21 protein-coding genes are annotated in these 22,109 nt (G+C 35.2%); 3 read left to right on the top strand and 18 right to left on the bottom strand.

Going from position 1 to position 22,109, the window contains the following annotated elements:
• Positions 1 to 9: 9 nt before the first annotated feature.
• Together FN817_RS22775 and FN817_RS22770 are read left to right on the top strand one after the other, a co-directional pair.
• Positions 10 to 900 carry a 3-hydroxybutyryl-CoA dehydrogenase gene (locus FN817_RS22775; protein ID WP_174774454.1) on the top strand — a complete coding sequence of 297 codons (891 nt, stop codon included), beginning with the start codon at positions 10 to 12 and terminating at the stop codon, positions 898 to 900.
• Positions 901 to 952: 52 nt separating this feature from the next.
• Positions 953 to 1,192, top strand: a complete 240-nt coding sequence (locus tag FN817_RS22770; RefSeq protein ID WP_002977986.1) for a hypothetical protein — start codon at positions 953 to 955, stop codon at positions 1,190 to 1,192.
• A 49-nt stretch (positions 1,193 to 1,241) separates the two neighbouring features.
• On the opposite strand, the gene FN817_RS22765 is transcribed toward FN817_RS22770, so the two are convergent.
• The 6 genes from FN817_RS22765 to dnaN all read right to left on the bottom strand — a co-directional run bounded on the left by FN817_RS22765 (position 1,242) and on the right by dnaN (position 8,483).
• Entirely contained in the window at positions 1,242 to 1,652 is a 411-nt protein-coding gene (locus FN817_RS22765) for an META domain-containing protein (RefSeq protein WP_047421614.1), read from the bottom strand.
• A gap of 369 nt (positions 1,653 to 2,021) precedes the next feature.
• Positions 2,022 to 4,424 carry a phenylalanine--tRNA ligase subunit beta gene (gene pheT, locus FN817_RS22760; protein WP_142719916.1) on the bottom strand — a complete coding sequence of 801 codons (2,403 nt, stop codon included), beginning with the start codon at positions 4,422 to 4,424 and terminating at the stop codon, positions 2,022 to 2,024.
• A gap of 207 nt (positions 4,425 to 4,631) precedes the next feature.
• Positions 4,632 to 5,249 (bottom strand): DUF417 family protein, encoded by a 618-nt coding sequence (locus tag FN817_RS22755; RefSeq protein ID WP_142719915.1) that lies wholly within the window; start codon positions 5,247 to 5,249, stop codon positions 4,632 to 4,634.
• Between the two features lie 63 nt (positions 5,250 to 5,312).
• The gene (locus FN817_RS22750; protein WP_142719914.1) at positions 5,313 to 6,143 is read right to left on the bottom strand and encodes an AraC family transcriptional regulator; all 831 of its coding nucleotides are present in this window, start codon (positions 6,141 to 6,143) and stop codon (positions 5,313 to 5,315) included.
• 62 nt (positions 6,144 to 6,205) lie between these two features.
• On the bottom strand, positions 6,206 to 7,039 hold the full coding sequence (locus tag FN817_RS22745) for a M23 family metallopeptidase (RefSeq protein WP_142719913.1): 834 nt from the start codon (positions 7,037 to 7,039) through the stop codon (positions 6,206 to 6,208).
• 313 nt (positions 7,040 to 7,352) lie between these two features.
• Entirely contained in the window at positions 7,353 to 8,483 is a 1,131-nt protein-coding gene (gene dnaN / locus FN817_RS22740; protein ID WP_034699704.1) for a DNA polymerase III subunit beta, read from the bottom strand.
• A 331-nt stretch (positions 8,484 to 8,814) separates the two neighbouring features.
• Here dnaN and FN817_RS22735 point away from each other — a divergent pair, with 331 nt between their 5' ends.
• A complete protein-coding gene (locus FN817_RS22735) occupies positions 8,815 to 9,207 on the top strand; it encodes a diacylglycerol kinase family protein (protein WP_142719912.1) in 393 nt (130 codons plus the stop codon).
• Between the two features lie 101 nt (positions 9,208 to 9,308).
• Here the strand turns inward: FN817_RS22735 and FN817_RS22730 are convergent, their stop codons facing one another.
• The 12 genes from FN817_RS22730 to FN817_RS22685 form a co-directional block, all read right to left on the bottom strand.
• Positions 9,309 to 9,767, bottom strand: a complete 459-nt coding sequence (locus FN817_RS22730) for a GyrI-like domain-containing protein (RefSeq protein ID WP_142719911.1) — start codon at positions 9,765 to 9,767, stop codon at positions 9,309 to 9,311.
• A 335-nt stretch (positions 9,768 to 10,102) separates the two neighbouring features.
• On the bottom strand, positions 10,103 to 10,435 hold the full coding sequence (locus FN817_RS22725; RefSeq protein WP_142719910.1) for a gamma-glutamylcyclotransferase family protein: 333 nt from the start codon (positions 10,433 to 10,435) through the stop codon (positions 10,103 to 10,105).
• Positions 10,435 to 11,064, bottom strand: coding sequence for an SGNH/GDSL hydrolase family protein (locus FN817_RS22720; RefSeq protein WP_142719909.1), 630 nt, complete (start codon positions 11,062 to 11,064; stop codon positions 10,435 to 10,437). The genes FN817_RS22725 and FN817_RS22720 overlap by 1 nt, the downstream gene beginning before the upstream one ends.
• 450 nt (positions 11,065 to 11,514) lie before the next feature.
• Positions 11,515 to 11,928, bottom strand: coding sequence for a ribonuclease inhibitor (locus FN817_RS22715; protein ID WP_142719908.1), 414 nt, complete (start codon positions 11,926 to 11,928; stop codon positions 11,515 to 11,517).
• Complete coding sequence (locus FN817_RS22710; protein ID WP_142719907.1) at positions 11,909 to 15,604, bottom strand: phosphoribosylformylglycinamidine synthase; 3,696 nt, start codon at positions 15,602 to 15,604, stop codon at positions 11,909 to 11,911. Before FN817_RS22710 ends, FN817_RS22715 begins: the two co-directional genes overlap by 20 nt.
• 26 nt (positions 15,605 to 15,630) lie before the next feature.
• Positions 15,631 to 15,759 (bottom strand): hypothetical protein, encoded by a 129-nt coding sequence (locus FN817_RS23500; RefSeq protein ID WP_262708443.1) that lies wholly within the window; start codon positions 15,757 to 15,759, stop codon positions 15,631 to 15,633.
• Between the two features lie 13 nt (positions 15,760 to 15,772).
• On the bottom strand, positions 15,773 to 16,093 hold the full coding sequence (locus FN817_RS22705) for a DUF1016 N-terminal domain-containing protein (RefSeq protein ID WP_142719906.1): 321 nt from the start codon (positions 16,091 to 16,093) through the stop codon (positions 15,773 to 15,775).
• A gap of 195 nt (positions 16,094 to 16,288) precedes the next feature.
• On the bottom strand, positions 16,289 to 17,260 hold the full coding sequence (locus FN817_RS22700; protein ID WP_228451642.1) for a WG repeat-containing protein: 972 nt from the start codon (positions 17,258 to 17,260) through the stop codon (positions 16,289 to 16,291).
• A gap of 51 nt (positions 17,261 to 17,311) precedes the next feature.
• Complete coding sequence (gene purB / locus FN817_RS22695) at positions 17,312 to 18,739, bottom strand: adenylosuccinate lyase (protein WP_047421604.1); 1,428 nt, start codon at positions 18,737 to 18,739, stop codon at positions 17,312 to 17,314.
• Between the two features lie 1,777 nt (positions 18,740 to 20,516).
• Positions 20,517 to 20,657: a bacteriocin-like protein gene (locus FN817_RS23310; RefSeq protein WP_156120973.1), complete on the bottom strand. Its 141-nt coding sequence runs from the start codon at positions 20,655 to 20,657 to the stop codon at positions 20,517 to 20,519.
• A gap of 279 nt (positions 20,658 to 20,936) precedes the next feature.
• Positions 20,937 to 21,293 (bottom strand): hypothetical protein, encoded by a 357-nt coding sequence (locus FN817_RS22690; protein WP_142719904.1) that lies wholly within the window; start codon positions 21,291 to 21,293, stop codon positions 20,937 to 20,939.
• The coding region (locus FN817_RS22685) for an RHS repeat-associated core domain-containing protein (protein ID WP_142719903.1) at positions 21,281 to 22,109 on the bottom strand (829 nt) is incomplete at its 5' end. The genes FN817_RS22690 and FN817_RS22685, both read right to left, overlap by 13 nt.

Here is a 22,109-nt window from a genome sequence, read left to right as displayed (position 1 = left end):
GGAAAAATGATCAAAAACATTGTCGTTATCGGAGCGGGAACCATGGGAAATGGTATTGCACATACTTTCGCACAAAGCGGTTTTAAAGTAAATCTTGTAGATGTATCTCAGGAAGCTCTGGACAGAGGTTTGAAAACCATTACTACCAATCTTGACAGAATCATTGCAAAAGGAAATCTTACAGAGGAACAAAAAGCTGAAACGCTTGGCAATATCACTACTTTTACAGCACTGAATGATGCAGTAGGTGCTGCAGACCTTATTGTAGAAGCTGCTACAGAAAATATGGATCTTAAACTGAAGATCTTTGGCCAAATGGATGAACTGGCTCCTGAAGGCTGTATCCTTGCTACCAATACCTCATCTATATCTATTACAAAAATTGCGGCAGCTACTAAAAGAGCTGATAAAGTAATCGGAATGCACTTTATGAATCCGGTTCCAATCATGAAACTTGTAGAAATCATCAAAGGATATTCTACTTCTAAGGAGACTTTTGATGCCATTTATGAAATGAGCAAAACTTTAGGTAAAGTTCCTGTAGAGGTGAATGATTATCCAGGTTTTGTGGCTAACAGAATTTTGATGCCAATGATCAATGAGTCTATCGAAACGCTTTATAACGGAGTGGCTGGTGTAGAGGAAATTGATACGGTAATGAAATTGGGAATGGCACATCCAATGGGCCCGCTTCAGCTGGCAGACTTTATTGGTCTTGATGTATGTCTTGCCATTCTGAATGTAATGTATGACGGTTTCAAAAATCCGAAATATGCGCCTAACCCATTGCTTGTAAATATGGTAACAGCAGGGAAACTTGGTGTAAAATCAGGGGAAGGATTCTATGATTATTCTGAAAGTAAAAAAGCTGAAAAAGTTTCAAAAATGTTTTTGAAGTAATTTTAAAGTCAATAATTTTATTTATCTTTGAGAAAGTTAAAACATTAAAAAAATGAAATTACCAAAGTTTTTATTAGCAGATAATTCGGAGTTTCCAGAGGATCTATTTGTAGTTCATACAGAATACCCAAGATTTATCTTAAACGTTGAGGAAGAAGAAGTTGAGTGGTTAGATGATCTTGAAGGTGATGATGAAGAAACTATGGCAGACGAAGCTACTAAAGTAGTAGAAGCAGCGTTTAAATGGTGCGACGAAGAGTTGGCTAAGTACGACGAAGAAGAGGAAGATTAATAACACTCTAAACATAAAAAAGGAACTCAATTGAGTTCCTTTTGTTTTTTTATTCTGATTTAGTGAATTTCAATAATAAGAGATTGTCTTTATACAATTCTAAAGTATTTCCGGAAATCACATATTTGTTTGCTTTTCCCATCATATCCATAAAGTTCTGCTCTACTCCGATGTTGTTGCACATCATTTTTGTAGATCCCATTTGTCCGGCTGTAAAACCACCTGTAGACGGATCTATGGTAGCCGTTCCGAAATAGTTATTACATCCGGCATTTCCTGTGATTTTCTCTCCTTCAATATTCAATGTCGGAACTTTTCCTTTTACCGTTTCAGCCAGTGTCCATTTTGTGTTGGCAAGAGCAGGCTGAGCTTTTCCTACTTTAGAAGCAGACGGGCTTGTCATAGATCCACATGAAGCCAATACTGCAGCTGTACATATGCTTAAAAAAAGATTTTTCATTTTTTTCTTTTTGAATTAATCCAAATTTACGGAAATTATATTATTTAAACGGGCTGCGGTGAATTTTATTATTCTTTAACACTTGTTATTTTGAATATTTTTCTGGTCCTTTTTAGTAAAAAATGCTCCTGGAAGGATGATCATGCTTATTTTCTTTTAAACACGAATAACATTAATCTTTTCACTAATATCACTAATGGAATTCAATAGGAACGGGCTATTATCCTGAGCTTAGTCGAAGGAAGCCTGTTTGTTTAAAATACAAACATACCAATAGCTTTTGCCCAAGCCTAACACCAGCGCAATAAAACAAAAAAACGGACTTTTAAAAGTCCGTTTCTGTTATATTGAAATATATATTTTCAAGTATTAGGATCTCAACTCAGCGTTGAATTCTTTCTGGAAAGCTTTGATCAGAGAATCCATTACTTCTGTGATCTCTTTTTCTTCCAGTGTTTTGTCTTCGTTTAACAACTCGAAGCTCATTGCATAAGATTTCTTGCCTTCAGGAAGATTTTTACCTTCATACACATCGAATAAGTTAACACTCTTAATGAATGGAGATTTATTCTTTTTAGCGGTCTGATATAGATCCTGATAGTTTACATTTTTATCAATCAATAAAGCTAAGTCTCTTCTGATCTTGTTGAATTTCGGAATGTCTTTGAATTTCAGTTCATTTTTAGAACGCAGTTCCTGAGCATATTCCAGTTCAATTTCTGCATAGAAACAATCCTGATCAATATCGAAATCTTTTAATAAAGCAGGAAATACTTTTCCGATTCTTACCAAGGCTTTACCATCAACTTCATATACCAAAGCATCAGAGAATCTTTCATCAGACAGAGCTGCTTCTTTATACTCTACAGCAAGTCTTTCCAATAAAACTTTTACATAAGCTTTAAGATTATAGAAACTTACAGCAGATTTAGGCTGAAGCCAGTTTTCCGCAACATCTCTTCCGGAAACCAACAAAGCCAATTGTTTTCTTTCTTCGTATTTTTCTTTTTTGTGGTAAATTTTTCCTAATTCGAAGAATTTAATATCCTGATTCTTTCTGTTGATGTTATATACGGCATTCTGAAGAAGTCCTTCCAATAAAGACTTTCTCATGAATGCTAAATCTCCGCTTAAAGGATTTAACAGTTTTACGGCATCAGTTTCGTCTTTTACAGAAGTCAATGAGTTATTCATTACTTCGTTGAAGCCAATGCTCTGTAAAGCTCTTGCCCAGCTGTTTTCCAGTTCATCCTGATCGTTAGCACTAAGCTTAACAGGGGTAAACGAAATTTTCTGTGGAGCATCAATTTTATTATATCCGTAGATTCTTAAGATCTCTTCAATGACATCAATTTCTCTTGTTACATCTGCTCTGTACGCAGGAACAGAGATTTCAAAACCATTTGGAATTTCATTTAAAACCTGAATTTCCAATGCTTTTAAGATTTCCTTTACTTTTTCTCTGTGGATTTTTGTTCCTAAAATCTGCTCAATTTTAGAGAATCTCAGGATCACATAGCTGTCTTCAATTTTCTTAGGATATTCTTCCAACAGATCTCCTACTAATTTTCCTTCAGCAATTTCCTGAATCATTTTAATAGCGTGAGTAATTGCCGTTCGTGTAATATTCGGGTCTACTCCTCTTTCAAATCTGAAAGACGCATCTGTATTCAAGCTGTGAGCCTTTGCCCCCTTTCTTACCGCAATCGGATTAAAGTAAGCACTTTCCAGGAATATCGTTTTGGTAGTTTCTGATACTCCGGAATTCTCACCACCGAATACTCCGGCGATACACATTGGATTATCTTTACCGTCTTTGATCATGATTTCAGAACCATTCAATGTTCTTTCAACTCCGTCTAAAGTAGTAAACTTCGTTCCCGGTTTTACGACCCCTACTTTCACTTTCTTGTCTGCAATTTTATCTGCATCAAATGCGTGAAGCGGCTGTCCGTACCCGTGAAGAATATAGTTGGTAATATCTACAACGTTGTTAATCGGGCTTAGTCCGATCGCTTTTAATCTGTCTTTTAACCAGGATGGAGATTCTGCTACTTTTACGTCTTCAATAACCGCTCCGATATATCTTGGGCATAATTCAGCATCTTCAATTTCCAGTTTGAAACCATGAGTTCCCTCACTATTCAAAGCTTCGGAAGCTACTTTATTAAATTGGGACTTCAGCTGGTTGGTAGAAAGATAGGCATGAAGATCTCTTGCAACTCCATAGTGAGACATCGCATCTGTTCTGTTCGGTGTTAATCCGATTTCAAACACCTCATCATTAGTCAGTTCAAAATAGTCTGCAAAGTTTTTTCCTACTTCATATTGGGTTTCATCCAGCACCATGATTCCTCCGTGATCTTCGCTAAGACCTAATTCATCTTCTGCGCAGATCATTCCCTGAGAAACCTCTCCTCTGATTTTGGCTTCTTTAATTTCAAAAAAGTTTCCGGTTTTGTCATAGATTTTTGTTCCGACAACGGCTACAGGAACAGTCTGTCCTGCTTCTACGTTAGGAGCTCCGCAAACAATATTCAATACTTTTCCGTTTCCTACATCTACTGTTGTCTTCTTCAGTTTGTCAGCATTCGGATGCTTTTCGCAGGTTAATACTTTACCTACAATAATTCCTTCCAGACTGCCTCTTACACTTTCAAATTTATCTATCCCTTCAACCTCAAGACCTATATCTGTAAGGAATTCACCGATTCTTTCAGTTTTTGATTCCGTTTTTACAAAGTCCTTCAGCCAGTTGTTTGATATTTTCATTTGTTAATCTATCTACTTATTTAATTCGTCAAATGAGCCTTTCGGTTTCATCTGCTCTATTTTGAAATTTTTATTTGAAATTCCACGCCATATTCAAGTGTGAATTTTCGAGCTACAAATGTCGTGTTTTTTTGAGAAATAGAGAAATTTAGAAGCGATTTTAAGATAATTAATTTTCATTAATACTTCTGCTTCTTATTGAGGAATCTAATGATCAGATGGTCTCACTACTTTCTTCAGACTATCAGAAAATAATACCAATCCTCCGGCCATCATAATAATATCTTTCAACACCAAACGTCCTGCTCCGGACAGATAGGGAAATCCAAACTGTGGTGTGGGATAATCTCCACCCATATTTGGTACATATACTTCCGGAGTAGTTCCTAAAAATGAAAGGGTAACCAATGACATTAAAAACGTTAAAGCACCTCCCAATGCTCCGATTTTAGGAAACCAGATCCCCAATAATACCAAAACTCCGATTATTACGATCATTGTCCCTAAACCATAAGAAAACGTGTATGTTCCATTTTCTTTATGCCAATCAATATTTTTCTGGATAACCTTTCCTTCCGGATTTTTATACAGGGTATATTCTGCAACAGGCTTTTTGTCTTCATTAAGAACTTTATTCCCTGCATTTTTATAGAAGTAACTCATGAAGGGACTATTGGCGACAAAGGGTACAATTCCTTCAGCTTCGTAATGAAACGCCTTCAAGCCTCCAATCCAGGCCATAACGATAAAAATTGAAATTCTGAGAAAATTGAAAAACCAGGTGTCCCATTGTAATAAACGGTGGTAAAGTCTGTTGTCTTGCATATGATTTATTTTTTAACAAAGGTATTCACATGCCTACAGCGCCAACATAGATATTTTGGGACATTACATGGACATTTTCGCCACCACGGAAATTCCCACTTGTTCTCTGTATTTTTTTGGGGAACATCCTACCGATTTTTTAAAATACCTGCTGAAATAAAATTCATCGGCAAATCCCAGTTCTGAAGCAATTTCCTTTATAGATCTATAGGTTAAATGCAGTAATTTTTTAGATTCCAGAATGATTCTTTCATTAATAAGCTGAGTGGGTGTTTTCGCAAATTCTTTCTTTACAGCCTTGCTTAGTGTATTATTGGTTATGCTCAGTTTGTCACTGTAAAACGACAGTTCTTTTTCATTTTTAAAATGAGTCTCCAACAGTTTTTGAAATTCTGCAGCATTTTTATTGGGCAGTTTATCATGAGAAAATACCCTATTCTCAATACTGGTTTTCTGTTTACTGCCAATGGCAAGAATAAGCTGTATATAAGTTTTGATAATGGATTCTGAAAACTGATGTTTCTCGGATTCTTCTTTTTTGATGTGACTGAAAAGTTCGAGAATATAGTTATAGTTTTCTTCTGAGAGTTCAACCCCCGGATTCAGATAAATATTATTGAAAAGAAGTCCGTTACAGGCCACTTCTTCTTTGTGATATTCTATACAGTAATAATCGCCATGGAAGAAAAGCACATCAATATTTTCATCAGATTCCGAAGCCAGTTTCAGTTTTTGATAAGGGGAAAGAAACAGAATATTGTATCCGCTGTAAGAATAATTAATATCATCCACAGAAAAAATACCAGAGCCTTTCCATAGAACCACACTGTAGTTTTCAGTGGTAAATTCTGAGGGAAAACCGGAAGTGCGGTAAGAGTATATTTTTATTTTCATGATGAGCAATTTTAAAACACTAATAACCCTAATGATTCACAAATGACACGATTTAACGCTGTTTAATATTCTTTTGAATAGGTTTTCTTTTCTGTCAAATACTCGGTTTTAGTTCCGTTACCGGTTCTGAAAAGGGTTTTGAGTGTATTCTTTTGTTTAGGCTTTGAAGGATCGGGAAGAAAACATTGGAAATGTAAATGCGGGCCATTTGTCCAGCCTGTATTGCCGCTCAATCCTATTAAATCACCTTTTTTAACCTCATCACCTATTTTAACTTTAACCCCATTTTGTTTCAGGTGAAAATACTGCGCAATGGTTCCATCCGAATGTAAAATTGAAATATAATTAGCCTGATTAGCACAACTTGATGTAGGGCATCCTGTATTATTATTCTGAACTGCATCAATCACTTTACCTTCTCTTGCCGCTGTAATTTCGGTTCCTTCAGGCATTACAAAATCTAAAGAGTTTTCATTCTGGTGAGAAAATATTCCATTGTACCCCTGATAAACATTAAAGGATTTCCCTTTTTGAAAAGGAAGATCATAGGTATAGTCAGCATCATAGGTCTTTATTGTTGCATCTCCAGCCAATGTATAGTAAGCAGGCATTTTCTTGATTTTCCACCCTTTTTTATTATCGTTGACAACAAAATAAGCAATTTTGTTTTTCATTGATTTGGGAGGCAGCACTCTGATCATTTTAAATGCTTCGGGACTCTTCAGATTTTCTGTTTCCGGTTGTTCGGAGAACGTTATTGAAATTGGATAGATTTCAATATTATCAGCATAGTAAGTGATAATATCTTTTGTGTGCTCATAGTACATTTTCGCACTCTTCTGCGAAAAAGCCCATAGAGAGCAAATAAGTGATCCGAGAATTGTTATTTTTTTCATGTTTATTAAAATGTTTTTACTCTACTTTTGCCTTGAAGCAAAAATATACAAAAGTTAAAGACAGGAATCATCCGCTAAAAATCTAATGTCTTCCTAAAATTTACAAACTCACATGGATTATCCGGTTCTGCTTCGTTTCAATATTCTATCCCATGCTCAAACAGTGAAAATTTTTTAACAGATTACATTGAAATTTTCTTGACGCTCGTAATTCCAAGTCGATTCCATATCATTACAATTATGAGTCGGAATTCAGGATTACAAAAAAAGCCGGAAAAATTCCAGCTTTCTTTTTTATGGGTATATGTTAATCTTATAATCCTATTACAGGCATTGATAACATTAAGATATTTTCATTTTCTTCAAGACCATCAAGAGGTTCAATGATCCCTGGCCTGTTAGGTTGAGACATTTTCATAGTAATATCATCAGATCCTAAAATGGTCAGCATTTCCGTTAAGAATTTTGAGCTGAATCCGATATTGATATCTTCTCCGTTGTAGTCACAAGGAATCTGCATGTCTGCTTTGTTTGCATATTCAGTATCTTCTGCATGAAGGTGAAGAATATTTCCGGAAAGCTTGAATCTTACCTGGTTGGTAGATTTATTAGACATGATAGATGCTCTTTTGATCGCTCCTAATAAAAGGTTTCTGTTGATTGTCAATACATTTGGATTTTCCTTTGGAATTACCGCTGTATAGTTTGGATATTTACCATCAATCAGTCTACAGATCCAGATATGCTTACCAAAAGTAAACTTGGCCATATTCTCATTGAAGTCGATCGTAACGTCTTCGTTGGAACTCGCCAGAATATTTTTGAAAATGTTCAGAGGTTTTTTAGGCATGATAAACTCCATCGGCTCCGCATTCATAAGGTCTGCTCTTTTGTATACCACCAATCTGTGGGAGTCTGTAGATACGAAATTGGTTTCGTTTTCTCCAAACTGGAAAAGCACTCCTGTCATTACTGGACGAAGAGAATCATTACTTGTAGCGAATAGGGTGTTTGTCAAAGCTTCAGACAAAACTCCAGCCGGCATTGTAACACTTTGTGAAGCGTCAAATTCCGGTAATTCAGGATAGTCATCAGCATTGTCTAATGCTACTGCGAAATTATCTTTTTCATCTAAAATCTCAAGCTGGCTTCCCGTACCTTCGGCATTGTCTTTTACAACAAATGTCAGAGGCTGTTCACCATAGGTCTTGATAAAATCCTGAAAAATTTTAGCAGGAACAGCAAATTTACCTGTATCATCAGACTTTACTTCCAGAGAAGTAACAAGAGTTGTCTCGCCGTCAGATGCTGTAATGGTAACATTATTTCCGTCTAATTCAAAAAGATAGTTTTCTAAAATCGGTCTCGATTGAGAGCTTGATATTACGCCACTTACAGTTTGCAACGCCTTCTGCAGTTCACCACTTGAAATAATAAATTTCATAGATTTATAAAATAAGTTTCTACAAATATAATAAATAGATACAATAAAGAAAAGAATAATATGGAGGAGTTTTTCACAAATATCCTTAATTTGTTTTGAGCCTTGATATTATGGTTAAATTTCTTTTGATCTTGTAATTTTCATCAAATATTCACTTTATTCAGATTTCTATTTGTACATTTTTTCTTCAAAATGCATTACAACATGAGTATTGGAAGCAAAAGAGAATTAATGTTGATCATTTTTCCCTATAATACCACATTTCGAATATAAAAGATAATTCATAACAATCAGAATACAAAGCCTATCTTTGTATGAAAAGTTCAGAATTATGCAAAAACCTCCCCTTCATAAAAGTTTTCTCAATGCTTTCCGGGGTGTTTTCATGATGATGAAGACGGAAAGAAATTTCCAGATCGAAGTTCTCGCATTCTTTATAAACCTTTTCCTTATTTTTTATTTCAGACTGAACAACACAGATGCAGCGTTGGTTTTTATTGCTTCGTTTGCTGTTTTAAGTGCTGAAATTTTCAATACTGCTATTGAAAAGATTTGTGATATCATCCAACCTGATTTCGACAAAAGAATTGGCTTTATTAAAGATATTGCGGCTGGTGCTGTTGTTTTGACAGCCATTGCATCGGTGATTGTCGGGATTTTGGTGTATGGAAAATATATTTTAAGATTTATACAAGCAATAAAGCAGCTGTTTTTTGTAGATTAAAACCACCCCGTCAAAAATCCTCTGAATTTTTGCCACCCCTCCGAGGGAGGGGAATTTCACGTCTTCAGTTCATAAGTTGTGAAGGCAAAAAGTCTTTTTTCTTATTTCACGGCAATTAAGATATCTACTTCGGCATCTGACGGGTTCTGTGCCTTTTCTCCATAGATTTCAAAATCAGCAGTAAATATTCTTCCGAGATCCATTTTCCAGATTTTCAACCATTCATTGATCACCAACCCTTTTGAAAGATCTCCTTTTGTAGTAAATCTTATGTAATCTCCACCATCAAAAGAATAACCTACCATTCCTTCAGGAATATTATCAAGGTTTTCCACTTTACATCCAAGAACTGTTGTATAGGGCTTTGTATGGTCTTTTTCGTAATCCGTATAGATGGAATAAATGGTATTGTCTATCTTATTTGGAATTGAATTTAGAATATCCTCATTGATCAATTTTTCCCATAAGACCGGAATGTCTTTTCCTGCCTGCCCATTTTCATTGGTTGTTCTTACTGAGATTCCGATGACCTTAAAAGGTTCCACTTTCATGTTATTCATTTCTTTATTTTTTTGTTGTGACAAAAGTAAGGACAGGTTGTGACAGGTGTGTGTCAGTAGTTTTTTTTAATGATTGAATAGGATATTTTTTTTAAGTTTTAGCTAAAGCTATTTGAATGTTGACGTTTTAGATAAACGGGCTAAAGCACGTTCCTATTGAATTAAATTTCTGCGGCTATTCTCTTTTTGCTTAGTCTATTCCAATTTTGTCACTCCGTAGGAGTCTCTACATATTTTATAAACCAATTATAGTATAGATTCCTCGCTCTGCTCGGAATGACAAAGATCCCGTTGAAATTCTATAGGAACTAGTGAGATTGCTTTGCTTGCAATGACTATTTTCCGACATAAATAAACCCTTTCTTCCCGGATTTAAAAACGGTTTCAATTCTTTTATAGTCATCTACTTCATATTCATCTGCCTGAAGGATTTCGGCTTCTGTCACTTCAAAAAGAACACCTTCTATCTGATCATCATCATTCCCTGAAAATTCCAGTACGGGATGGTATTTCTGTCCACTTTTCCGCAGTACTTCAGGGTCTGTAATTTCAAGCATTTTTAATTTATAGCCTGATAAGATATCTTTTTCACCTTGTAAAAGTCTTCCAAAGGTTTCCATTTGAACCTGCTCTTTCTGTAAGGTTCCGTAAGAAAATAAATTTGGCATTATAAATATTTTTCAATAATTGGGATTGCAACTTCAGCCATCATTCCATAGCCTTTTTCGTTGGGATGCACTCCGTCTGCAGATAATAGAATTTCTTTATCTTCAAGGAAAGCAGAATAAAAATCAATATACCCCAGTGAGTGTTCTGCTGCAAGATCTTTAAGGATCTGATTATAGACAACAACATCCTGGTTGATTCTTTTTTTTCCGGAGCTTACCACCACTCCATCTATTTTTTGAGAGAAAGGAAGAATGCTAACAAGATAAATTTCGTTGGGAAATTCTTTGGCATTCGCGATGGCTATACTCATGTTGTTTTTAAATTTTTCAGGGTCTACAATCTGTATTCCGTCTTTTATCGCAAGGTCGTTGGCTCCGTAGCTTAAAAAAACAAGGTTTCCATCAGCTGAATTTCTGGCACTGAGCTCGTGGAGAATTCTTTTCAGCAATCCTTCTGTAGTTTCTCCTCCGATTCCTAAATTGAATAAAATCAGTTCATCACCATTTCCCTCGTGAAATTGCTGCAAGGCATATCTTTTCAGAATATCTACCCAGCCACCAAAAACACCGTCATATTCTCCGTAGGTAATGCTGTCACCGAAGAACAGCCCGTAAATAATTTTCTTCATTAACTTCTATTGTTTCCTTTTTGTTGAAGTAAAAATAGTGAGAAAAATTATTAATATCTTTCAACTTGCATAGTTTTTAACGCAAAAGGGCGCTAAGTGTTTATATTAATTTTATGTTTTCGTTTGCAAGGGCGTTTCACTTAGCTATAGACCAATTTTGTACCCTGGTTGAATAAACTTATTTGAACCATTAAGATTTTTGAAGGAATGAAGAATTATTAAGGCAACAGCTAAAGCTATTATGAAGCAGAATACCTTATTCATCAGCGATGAACCTTAACTTTTCTTACAGTCTTTATTATTTTTAATGGTTTAAAATGTATTCTGCTTTTTGACGCAAATATATTATTGCTATTCTCTTGATTCCAGGGAGCAAAGAATGAATCAACAAGTTGATTTGCTGAAGCTAGCTGGAAAATGTAAATATTCCCACTCATTACTCATTACTTATCATTCTAATGTCAGTGTAATATTGCTATGGGACTCTATAATTTCCACCAGAATTTCAAAAAGGGTTTGCCCTTTTCCTTCGGTCAAATCATCTAATTTTTGCTGAATCAATTCTATATTGAATGGTTTTCCTTGTCTGATCTTATTGTTGTAGAATTCACGAGTGGCATCAAAACCAAGGTCCTTTTCTGATTTCTCTGATTCTTTCCAGATGATTTCAATTTTTTCTTTGCCTTCTATTACTCCGAAGCCTCCGTAGAGAATATCATCAAAGCCATCAAGCGTTCCAACTTTCCAATCTGCATCTTTCATCAGAACACTGGAAATTTCTTCGTAGAAACCGGCTAAAGACGAAAAATGACCGCCATAGATGACGATCATTTTTCCTGTATTGTTATTTGAAGTATTCAACACCGTTTTTGAATATGTTGTGATAATTCGCGGTTGGTATATTTTTCATGAGACCTTCGGCAAATCTTTCCGGGTGTCCCATTCTACCGTAAATCTTTCCACATGGGCTGGTAACTCCTTCAATTCCGAATAATGAGTTATTCGGGTTGAACGGCATCCCATGAGCGATGTTTCCATCAAAATCTATGTATTGGGTAGCAATTTGTCCGTTTTCATACAACTTTTTGATTTCTTCTTCTGAAGCCATGAAACGTCCTTCACCGTGGGAAATCGGAATAGTGAAAGTCTGATCTTTCATTCCTTTTAACCAAGGGCTTTCGTCATTCACTACTTTTACGGTAACCATTTGAGAGATATGTCTTCTGATCGCGTTGTGAGCTAACGTTGGAGAGTTTTCATCCAAATCTTTGATTCTTCCGTAAGGTAATAATCCTGATTTCACAAGAGCCTGGAATCCGTTACAGATACCGATGATCATACCGTCTCTGTCTAACAATTCATGAACTGCATTTTTCATTTTCTCGTTTTTTAGAACGTTAACAATGAATTTTGCAGAACCATCCGGCTCGTCACCAGCAGAGAACCCTCCAGAGAATGCCAGAATCTGAGAAGTTCTGATCTCTTCTACCCATGTATCAATACTTTCCTCCAATAATTGGTGGTTGATATTGATCAAAGGCAGGCTGCTCACTACCGCACCTTCTTTCTGGAATGCATTCAGCGTGTCATACTCACAGTTGGTTCCCGGGAATACCGGAGCAAATACTTTTGGCTGTGCAATTCCGTGTTTTTTAATAATGATATTTCTTGGATGGATTGAGTTTGATTTTTCATCAATTTCAACCGTAATCTTTTCTTTTTCTACTGTCGGGAAAAGGTTTTCAAATGTATTTGTATTGGCAGATACAAGGTCTGCGATATTGGATTCAAGACCGTTGATCTTTACAATACCTGAATCTTTTACTTCTCCGATAAGCTGAAGGGCTGCTGAGCTTAATTCTTCTTTCGCTTCAATAACTAAGCTTCCGATATTTTTCGCCAGTAAAATATTTTCATCAGCATTGATATCAGCTCCTAATCTGTTTCCGAAACTCATTTTTGCTAAAGCAACTGCAAGACCTCCTTCTTTCACTGTTTTCACAGAAACAATTTTTCCTGCTTTGATGTTTTCGAAGATGAATTCAAAAACTTCTTTTAAAGCATTATAGTTTGGAAGTCCGCTTTCCTGAGCGATATGGTTGAAGAAATACAGTTTGTTTCCTGTGCTTTTCAATTCAGGAGAGATGATATTTTCTTTATCTCCATTGGCACATGCAAAAGAAATCAAGGTTGGCGGAACATTCAGATCCTGGTACGTTCCACTCATAGAATCTTTACCTCCGATGGCAGCCAAACTTAAATTGATCTGCGCATCATAAGCTCCTAAAAGTGAAGCTAAAGGTTTACCCCATTTCTCAGGATTTTGTCCTAATTTTTCGAAGTATTCCTGGAAGCTTAGTCTGATATTTTTATAATCACCTCCCATGGCAACAATCTTCGCCACACTTTCTACTACGGCATAAGATGATCCTAACAGTGAATTTTGTTTTGAAATTTCAGCATCAAATCCCCAGCTTGCCAAAGAAACGGTTTTAATATCTTTTGCTCCTAAAACAGGTAATGTCTGCACACTTCCTTCCATCAGGGTCTGCTGATATTTTCCTCCTAAAGGCATTGCAACTGTAGTCGCTCCAATTGAAGAGTCAAACATTTCCAATAGCCCTTTTTGGGAAGCAACGTTTTTATCTTTTAAGATGTTCAGGAAGTTTTCTGCTGTGAAAGCTTTTGTTTCTTCTTTTACTTCTTCAAGGTGAGTGATTTTCACCTCCTGAGATTTTGAACATCCATTGGTATCTAAGAAAGCTCTTGAAAGGTCTACAATTTTATCTCCTTTCCAGAACATCTGCATTCTTCCTGAGTCTGTCACTTTTGCCACTTCTACGGCAACAATGTTTTCAGCTTCACAGAATCTGATGAATTTTTCTTTATCCTGAGGATCTACTACTACCGCCATTCTTTCCTGAGATTCAGAAATCGCCAGTTCGGTTCCGTTTAATCCTTCATATTTTAATGGTAATACATCCAAGTTGACTTCCAAAGAGTCTGCAATCTCACCAATCGCTACAGAAACACCTCCTGCTCCGAAGTCATTTGATTTTTTGATCAGCTTCGTTACTTCAGGATTTCTGAATAATCTCTGAATTTTGCGTTCTTCTACAGCATTTCCTTTCTGAACTTCTGAACTCATGGTATGGATAGAAGTCTCATCCTGTTCTTTTGAACTTCCGCTTGCTCCTCCTACTCCGTCACGACCTGTTGCTCCTCCTAAAATAATGATTGAATCACCGTTCTCAGGCTTCTCACGTCTTACCCAATCCACAGGAACAGCTCCGGTAACGAAACCAACTTCCATTCTCTTGGCTTTGTATCCTTCGTCATAGATTTCGGAAACCATTGTAGTCGCAAGACCAATCTGGTTACCATAAGATGAATATCCGTTGGCAGCCTGTTTTGTAATAGTTTTCTGAGGTAATTTTCCTGGTAATGTTTTATCAACCGGTTCCAAAACATCTGCAGCTCCCGTTAATCTCATTGCCTGGAATACAAAAGATCTCCCGGATAACGGATCTCTGATCGCCCCTCCTAAACAAGTGGATGCACCACCAAACGGTTCAATCTCCGTAGGGTGATTGTGTGTTTCGTTTTTGAATAATAAATACCAGGGTTCTTTTTTACCGTCGTATTCTGCTTCGATCTGGATGGTACATGCATTGATCTCATCAGAAATGACAAGGTTATCAAGATTCCCTGTTTTATGGAAATATTTACCGCATACTGTTGCAAGATCCATTAGGGAAATTGGCTTCAATTCGCGGCCTAAGAATTTTCTTTTTTCGATATAATCATTGAAAATGGTTTCCAATGTATGTTTGAACTGACCTTCAAACTGAATGTCTGACAACTGTGTTTCAAAAGTCGTGTGACGACAGTGGTCACTCCAATATGTGTCTAATACTTTTAATTCCGTTTCCGTAGGATTTCTTTCTTCAGTTTTGAAGTATTCCTGAATGAATTTCAGGTCATCCAATCCTAAAGCAAAACCATGATTGTTATAGAAATTCTCTAGCTCTGCATCATTGAAATTGATAAAGTTTTCGTGGATAATCACTTTTGATGGCGTTTCATCTGCAGGAATATCCAGAATTGATAAGTCTTTTTCCTGAGATTCTACTTTGTTGATCAGAAGGTCTTTGATTTTCACCAAATCAGCTTCAGAAACTCCTTCAAATTCGATCAGTTTTCCACTTCTTACTTTTGATTTTTCATTTTCTGTCAACAAAGCGATACACTGCTGTGCAGAATCTGCTCTCTGATCATACTGACCTGGTAAAAATTCCATTCCGAAATGAATTGCTTTTGCAGGGTTTTCTGTGTGTAAAATATCAGTAACAGGGTCTACGAAAGTATTGTTCACTACTTTTTCAAATTCTCCGTCGTTCAGATTGAAAATATCATACACGTTGTATACTTTCACGCTTTGAACTGCCGGAACCACCGCTTTTACTTCATCAAAAATTTTTGGACTTTCAACATCGAAAATTCCTCTTTTTTCTACGAAAATTCTTTTGTTATTAGACATTAGATGTCAGATTTTTAATATTAGATTTATTTTTTATTTTCAAATTTATTTCTTGCTATCTCTATTGAACGATGCAATTTTTCAAGCAAAACTTTTTCAGAAGGTAAGATAAGTAAATATTCTGCAACTTTTATGTTATCCCCTTCCAGATTCATAAGTTCAATATGTTCATGATAATTGTCGCATCGCTGATGTGACAATTTCAAAATCATCAAAAACAGAGGCAAACTGTATCATTTTTCTGATGTTTTTTTCAGAAAATGAATTTCCAAATTCTAAAGTAAGCTGCTGAGAGATTTGAAAAATGATCTCTTTACCATACTCCGCTCTTTTATTCCCTAAAATATCTTCATTTATTCTTTGCCCGATTTTCCAGTACAAAACCACCATTGCTGAGTTTACCTGAGCCGCAACCTGATACTTAGTCTTATCAACCAGTTCTTTCAGATCGGTAATTAATTGCTGATGGTTCTGATTTTGTAACATCATTTAAAAATTAAATATCAGATTTTTAATATTAGATTTATTTTTCTTTTACTCTTTCTGAACTTAAAGCTTATTTCTTTAAATCCGTCTCTATTGGAAAATTTTGAAAGAGATTTTCCTTCAACCATTATTCTGTACAAATTTAAAGGAATAAGTCTATCTTCTTCAAATTTGAACTGCCGAATTTCCAATTTTATATTATTTATTGATAAATTTATTCGGATTATCCTTATGTTCTTTCTGATAATCCTCCGCATTTTTTATTTCTTCTTTCAGCCAATTTTCAAAAGGAACTTTCTTTTCATTAAAGTCCTCAATGGCATAAAATGTTTTTCCATCTTCTGAAACCAGAAACTTGAAGCGGTAAAGCATATCTAAATCTTTCTTCCTATCATTATAAGTATTCACCTGATAATAGGGAAAATTTTCTTTTGGCCTTTCTACAATTTCGAAAAACAGATTCTTTTCTTTTTCAGATAATTTGTCATAAAAATTTACATAATAAAGATCTGACAGTTTTTTCTTCTGCTTTTCAAAGAACTGAAGGATATTCTTCTCCTTTTCATTGTATTGAAACGGATTCGGGTAGTATTTACCATCTATTTCAACATCCTGATCTGTTGGCTTTGCTAATGGCTGAACGGTTTGTCCTTTGACATTCATCACTCCCCATTTTCCGCCTACAATAGATCTATGTTCATCATTGGTTTTTTCCCAATCGCAGCCGTCACAAAATGCAGCATATCCGTAATTAAAAGGAAATGCAAAGTCATGCTCAGCTACAATAACAGTATTCCCGTTTCGGTCTGCAAATCCTACTTTACCATTTTTAACCAATCTTCTCAATCCTTCAGAGAAATAATCTGCCCCATTGTCAAAAAGGAAAGGCTGATACAGGAATTTCCCATTTCTATCATACACATAGCCCCATGCATTTTTCTCCGGTTCTTCGCCTTCTTTACTTCCGTCAAAAAGAATGGTTTCTCCTTCTACAGGATCTCCATCTTTAAGAAATGAAAAAACTTTGAACTGTGCGGGAACAATTATTTTTCCTGTTTTATCTTTTACTCCAACCAGAGAATCTTTGGATTTGAAATAATGTAAATCCTCTTTACTCTGAGAAAAAGAAATGATGGGTGTCAATAAAATGGTTACCAGTAGTTTTTTCATATTGATCGGGGTTGGAAATAAAATATGCAGCCGAAAAGACTGCATATTGTTTTATACTTTAAGATCAGCTTCCAATCCTATTAAGTCTTTATTTTGATCTATAATCGGCTGTACTTCATTTTTGATGAATTCCTCCGTTTGGATCGGCGCGAAACCAATAAAGTTTTTAGGATCTAAAACTTCTTTCAGTTTTGATTTGTCCAGTTTTAAAGAATCATCATTTAAGATTCTCTCAATAAGGTCGTTTTCTTTTCCTTCTTCTTTCACTTTCTTGGAAGCTTCCATAGAATGAACTCTGATTACTTCGTGGATTTCCTGACGGTCTCCACCAGCTTTTACTTCTTCCATGATGATGTATTCTGTTGCCATGAAAGGAAGTTCTTCCATAATGTGTTTGTTGATTCTGTTTGGATATACAACGATTCCGTTCAGAATGTTGTTCCAGATCAATAGAATAGCATCAACAGCTAAGAATGCCTGAGGAATGGTTAATCTCTTGTTCGCAGAGTCATCTAAAGTTCTTTCAAACCATTGTGTAGAAGCTACCATTGCAGAACTTGTTGTCAGAGACATTACATATTTTGCCAATGCTCCTATTCTTTCGCTTCTCATCGGGTTACGTTTGTAAGCCATTGCCGATGAACCGATCTGGTTTTTCTCGAATGGTTCCTCAATTTCCTTAAGGTTTTGAAGTAAACGTAAATCGTTTGTGAATTTGTGTGCAGATTGTGCGATATTTCCTAATAAAGCAACCACTTTCGCATCAATTTTTCTGTCGTAAGTCTGTCCGGAAACTCCGAAAACCTTATCAAAACCGAATCTTTTTGAAAGTTCTTTATCTAAATGTTTTACTTTAGAGTAATCTCCGTTGAAAAGTTCAAGGAAACTTGCAGCCGTTCCTGTAGTTCCTTTTACTCCTCTGAAACGAAGGGTCTCAAGGAAGAAATCCAATTCTTCGATGTCAAGAACCAAACTTTGTAACCAAAGGGTAGCTCTTTTTCCAACTGTTGTCAACTGAGCTGGCTGAAAGTGTGTAAATCCTAAAGTCGGAAGGTCTTTATACTGAATAGCAAAATCTGCTAAATTTTTCATTACGTTAACCAACTTTTTCTTTAAGATTAAAAGTCCGTCACGTATCTGAATTAAGTCTGTATTGTCTCCTACAAAAGCCGAAGTAGCTCCCAGGTGGATAATTCCTTTTGCTGAAGGCGCCACATCCCCATACGCGTGAACGTGAGCCATTACATCATGACGGAATTTTTTCTCATACTCTGCTGCTTTCTCATAATCGATGTTTTCAGCATTAGCTTTTAACTCAGCGATCTGCTCGTCTGTAATTTCAAGTCCAAGGTCTTTTTCGATTTCAGCAAGAGCTATCCAAAGCTTTCTCCAATTCTGGAATTTGTTATTATGTGAGAAGTTAAATAACATTTCTTCACTGGAGTAGCGCTCTTCCAATGGATTTTTGTAGGAATTCATTCGTTCTTTTACTTTTTAGATGTACAAAAATACGGTTTTTCAGTGAGAGATAAAAATCCTGCTTTTATGATTTTTCAACCCTATTGCGAATCAGATAAAGATTTCATTTATACTTTTACCTTGAAGCAAAAGTATGCAAAAGTTCAAGACGGGAATCATCCGCTAAAAATTTAAATCTACTCCTAAAATTTCCAAACTCGCATGGATCATCTGGTTCTGCTTCGGTTCTAAGTAAGTCCCATGCTCAGACAGTGGGAATTTTTTAACGGATTATGATTTTCATCTATACTTTTGTCTTGAAACAAAAGTATACAAAAGTTCAAGACGGGAATCATACTCTAAAAATTTAAATCTACTCCTAAAATTTCCAAACTCGCATGGATCATCTGGTTCTGCTTCGGTTCTGAATAAGTCCCATACTCAGACAGTGGAAATTTTTTAACGGATTACATTCAAATTTTCTTAACGCTACTGATTCCTAAGTCACATATTAATAAATAACAGTATAACACTAGAAACTAATACGATTAGATGTGATGTCTTTTTTCCCATTTACAACAATCTTCAAGGAGAGACTAGCTGCTGATTTTTTTCTTTTTAATATATCGCAGATAGAAATATAGGATTGTAGAAATTAGAATTGCAATTGCTATTTTAAGATATACATGAAGAGGAATGTTGTGGCTGCTGGCTAATATCATTAATAAATAAAAGACACAGATTAAAAAGGAAGTAAAAACAAATAACTTGTGAAATATTTAATATGATTTTCATTTATACTTTTGTCTTGAAACAAAAGTATGCAAAAGTTCAAGACGGGAATCATACTCTAAAAATTTAAATCTACTCCTAAAATTTCCAAACTCGCATGGATCATTCGGTTCTGCTTTGGTTCCAAATACATCCCATGCTCAGACAGTGGAAATTTTTTAACGGATTACATTCAAATTTTCTTGACTCTCCTGATTCCTAAGTCGGTATTGACACAATCTACCCTTAACATTGAATCGTTATCATCATAAAAGCCAGAAAAGTTCCTAAAACAGCTATACTTATTCCCAATATATTCAATAACAACATTATGAATTTGTCACTTAAGTTTAAAAAAAATGTTGCAGCTGCGGGAATGATAAAAATATTTGAAATCATTAGCAGGATAGAAAAATTTAATCCTCCTTCAAAGGGACTAAAACCATTTCTTATTATGTATATATTTACAAGTAATATTATGACATTGAGAAAAATGATACAAACAGCAAGAATATAATTTTTTCTGGACCGCACGGAAATTTTATAATTAAAATTGCAAAATAACATTTTTTCAATTATACTTTTGCCTTGAAGCAAAAGTAGGCAAAAGTTCAAGACGGGAATCATACTCTAAAAATTTAAATCTACTCCTAAAATTTCCAAACTCGCATGGATCATTCGGTTCTGCTTTGGTTCCAAATACATCCCATGCTCAGACAGTGGAAATTTTTTAACGGATTATGATTTTCATCTATACTTTTGTCTTGAAACAAAAGGATACAAAAGTTCAAGACGGGAATCATACTCTAAAAATTTAAATCTACTCCTAAAATTTCCAAACTCGTATGGATCAACCGACTCTGCTTCGGTTCTAAGTAAGTCCCATGCTCAAACAGTGGAAATTTTTTAACGGATTACATTCAAATTTTCTTGACGCTCCTGATTCCTAAGTCGATTGGTGGGGATGGCATAAAACAGGCTATCCCATTTCTGAGACAGCCTGTTTACATTATTTTCATGAATTAAATTAATCGATAAGTCCGCAAGGCGATCCTACAGGAATACATTTTTTTTCAAATGAACACCAGAAGTATCCTGCAAGACACATCGGGATACCTCCCTGAACAGTTTTCAATTCTCTTTTTGAAAGTTTTCTTAAGTTTTTCATAGTAACGTTTTTTTGATTTTTTTCCTACTCTGTATGCTTTTCGGATTACGCTTTAATTTGGTAATACCAATATACAGATTTTTATAAAAACATAACTAATTCATTTTATTAAACTTATAACGAAAATTTGTTTATTAACTTCGTATGAGCGTCATTGTACTTCAATATAGCTTCTTAAGACAAAAAGATAAAAACCTCCGCTGTTGCAGAGGTTTCGTTTTATTTGTGGGCACGAGCGAGACGCTCGTGCCAGCGGAGAGAATCTTAATATAATATGTTTCATTTTACTACTTTCAATTTTTTATTGTACATATCATAAATTACTTTAGTATTGTTTTTTTTATAAACAGTCAAATAAGTAGCATTTTTATTTTTTATTATAGAATCTCCTATCTTAATTAATGAAATTATTTTTAAATCTTCCAAATAAATTTTATTACCATCTGATGATTTAACAACATTAAAATGCGTCATAAGGTCATATGAGTTTGAAATAACTCGTCCATTACAATACTGATCAAAATATTTATATTTAGATAAGTTAGGATCAAATATTTTTTTTAGAATTATCCCACAAAATGTAATTCCAAAAAATAATAAAATAATTTTGTTAATATTTTTTTTTAAAAATCCCATACAGATGTTTTAGAGCGTTTATAAAAAATTCCTGTTCCAATTCCTTTTAATCCTGCACTTATTTCAGTAACTCCTCTTTTCCCTGCTCCTACATTTAAGGGGTTCATCATTTCTAGGGGAGTAGATTTGGGGTCAAAAGTACCTCCATATGTAACCCCAACAGGTGATATAAAAGATTTTGCTTCACCAGAGTAATCTTCTAATAAAAATGGTCCGGAATGATTTGAGGAAATTCGTCCTATTCCGAAGCCCCCCTCAAAACCTAAACCGAAATTTATATTTCTATTAAAAGACAGCCCCCAATTATTTCCTGAATCTTTAATTAAACCAATGTCAAATCCAAATCCCCCTCCTAAAACTCCATTTATACTAAAAGATATACTAGTACCTTTACTTTCTGTGCCTATAATAGTAGTTCCATCTTTTGTTTCAAATGTTTCTTTACTGCTTTTTTGAGAGCCATCAGCATTTGTTATTGTTCCATCATCGTGAAAAGTATATTGAGAAACTGTTTCTCCATTCTCTTTTGTTGTAATTGAACTACCTTCTGAAAGATGCTGTGCATTTTCTCCATATTTAGCGGTAGCTTGTTCTTGATTTTTTATTTCCGAATCAAAAAATATTTGATTTCCACGTTGTAACCAATCTTTATTTTCTCTACCGTCCGGATCAATAAATCTCAGTGGGTTATTAAACGCATAGTTATATGGTGACCATCTTCTTGATTTTTCCGCCAGTGGATCTACCACACCCCATCTTCCCATATCCGGCATATAGAATCTTGCACCATAATCATACATCCCGGTCTCTTGCAAC

Origin of the sequence: Chryseobacterium rhizoplanae (assembly GCF_900182655.1) — a bacterium.
GTDB classification, from domain to species: Bacteria; Bacteroidota; Bacteroidia; order Flavobacteriales; family Weeksellaceae; genus Chryseobacterium; species Chryseobacterium rhizoplanae.
This window is presented reverse-complemented; position numbering and strand designations above follow the sequence as displayed.

Bases quoted from the DNA above. Each gene is read 5' to 3' on its own strand.
- FN817_RS23310 (WP_156120973.1), bottom strand. From the start codon at position 20,657: ATGAAAAACTTAAGAAAACTTTCAAAAAGAGAATTGAAAACTGTTCAG.
- FN817_RS22725 (WP_142719910.1), bottom strand. From the start codon at position 10,435: ATGCCAAATTTATTTTCTTACGGAACCTTACAGAAAGAGCAGGTTCAA.
- FN817_RS22745 (WP_142719913.1), bottom strand. From the start codon at position 7,039: ATGAAAAAAATAACAATTCTCGGATCACTTATTTGCTCTCTATGGGCT.
- pheT (WP_142719916.1), bottom strand. From the start codon at position 4,424: ATGAAAATATCAAACAACTGGCTGAAGGACTTTGTAAAAACGGAATCA.
- FN817_RS22765 (WP_047421614.1), bottom strand. From the start codon at position 1,652: ATGAAAAATCTTTTTTTAAGCATATGTACAGCTGCAGTATTGGCTTCA.
- FN817_RS22735 (WP_142719912.1), top strand. From the start codon at position 8,815: ATGCAAAAACCTCCCCTTCATAAAAGTTTTCTCAATGCTTTCCGGGGT.
- FN817_RS22770 (WP_002977986.1), top strand. From the start codon at position 953: ATGAAATTACCAAAGTTTTTATTAGCAGATAATTCGGAGTTTCCAGAG.
- FN817_RS22755 (WP_142719915.1), bottom strand. From the start codon at position 5,249: ATGCAAGACAACAGACTTTACCACCGTTTATTACAATGGGACACCTGG.
- FN817_RS22730 (WP_142719911.1), bottom strand. From the start codon at position 9,767: ATGAATAACATGAAAGTGGAACCTTTTAAGGTCATCGGAATCTCAGTA.
- FN817_RS22705 (WP_142719906.1), bottom strand. From the start codon at position 16,093: ATGATGTTACAAAATCAGAACCATCAGCAATTAATTACCGATCTGAAA.
- FN817_RS23500 (WP_262708443.1), bottom strand. From the start codon at position 15,759: ATGAATCTGGAAGGGGATAACATAAAAGTTGCAGAATATTTACTTATC.
- dnaN (WP_034699704.1), bottom strand. From the start codon at position 8,483: ATGAAATTTATTATTTCAAGTGGTGAACTGCAGAAGGCGTTGCAAACT.
- purB (WP_047421604.1), bottom strand. From the start codon at position 18,739: ATGAATTCCTACAAAAATCCATTGGAAGAGCGCTACTCCAGTGAAGAA.
- FN817_RS22700 (WP_228451642.1), bottom strand. From the start codon at position 17,260: ATGAAAAAACTACTGGTAACCATTTTATTGACACCCATCATTTCTTTT.
- FN817_RS22750 (WP_142719914.1), bottom strand. From the start codon at position 6,143: ATGAAAATAAAAATATACTCTTACCGCACTTCCGGTTTTCCCTCAGAA.
- FN817_RS22720 (WP_142719909.1), bottom strand. From the start codon at position 11,064: ATGAAGAAAATTATTTACGGGCTGTTCTTCGGTGACAGCATTACCTAC.
- FN817_RS22690 (WP_142719904.1), bottom strand. From the start codon at position 21,293: ATGGGATTTTTAAAAAAAAATATTAACAAAATTATTTTATTATTTTTT.
- FN817_RS22710 (WP_142719907.1), bottom strand. From the start codon at position 15,604: ATGTCTAATAACAAAAGAATTTTCGTAGAAAAAAGAGGAATTTTCGAT.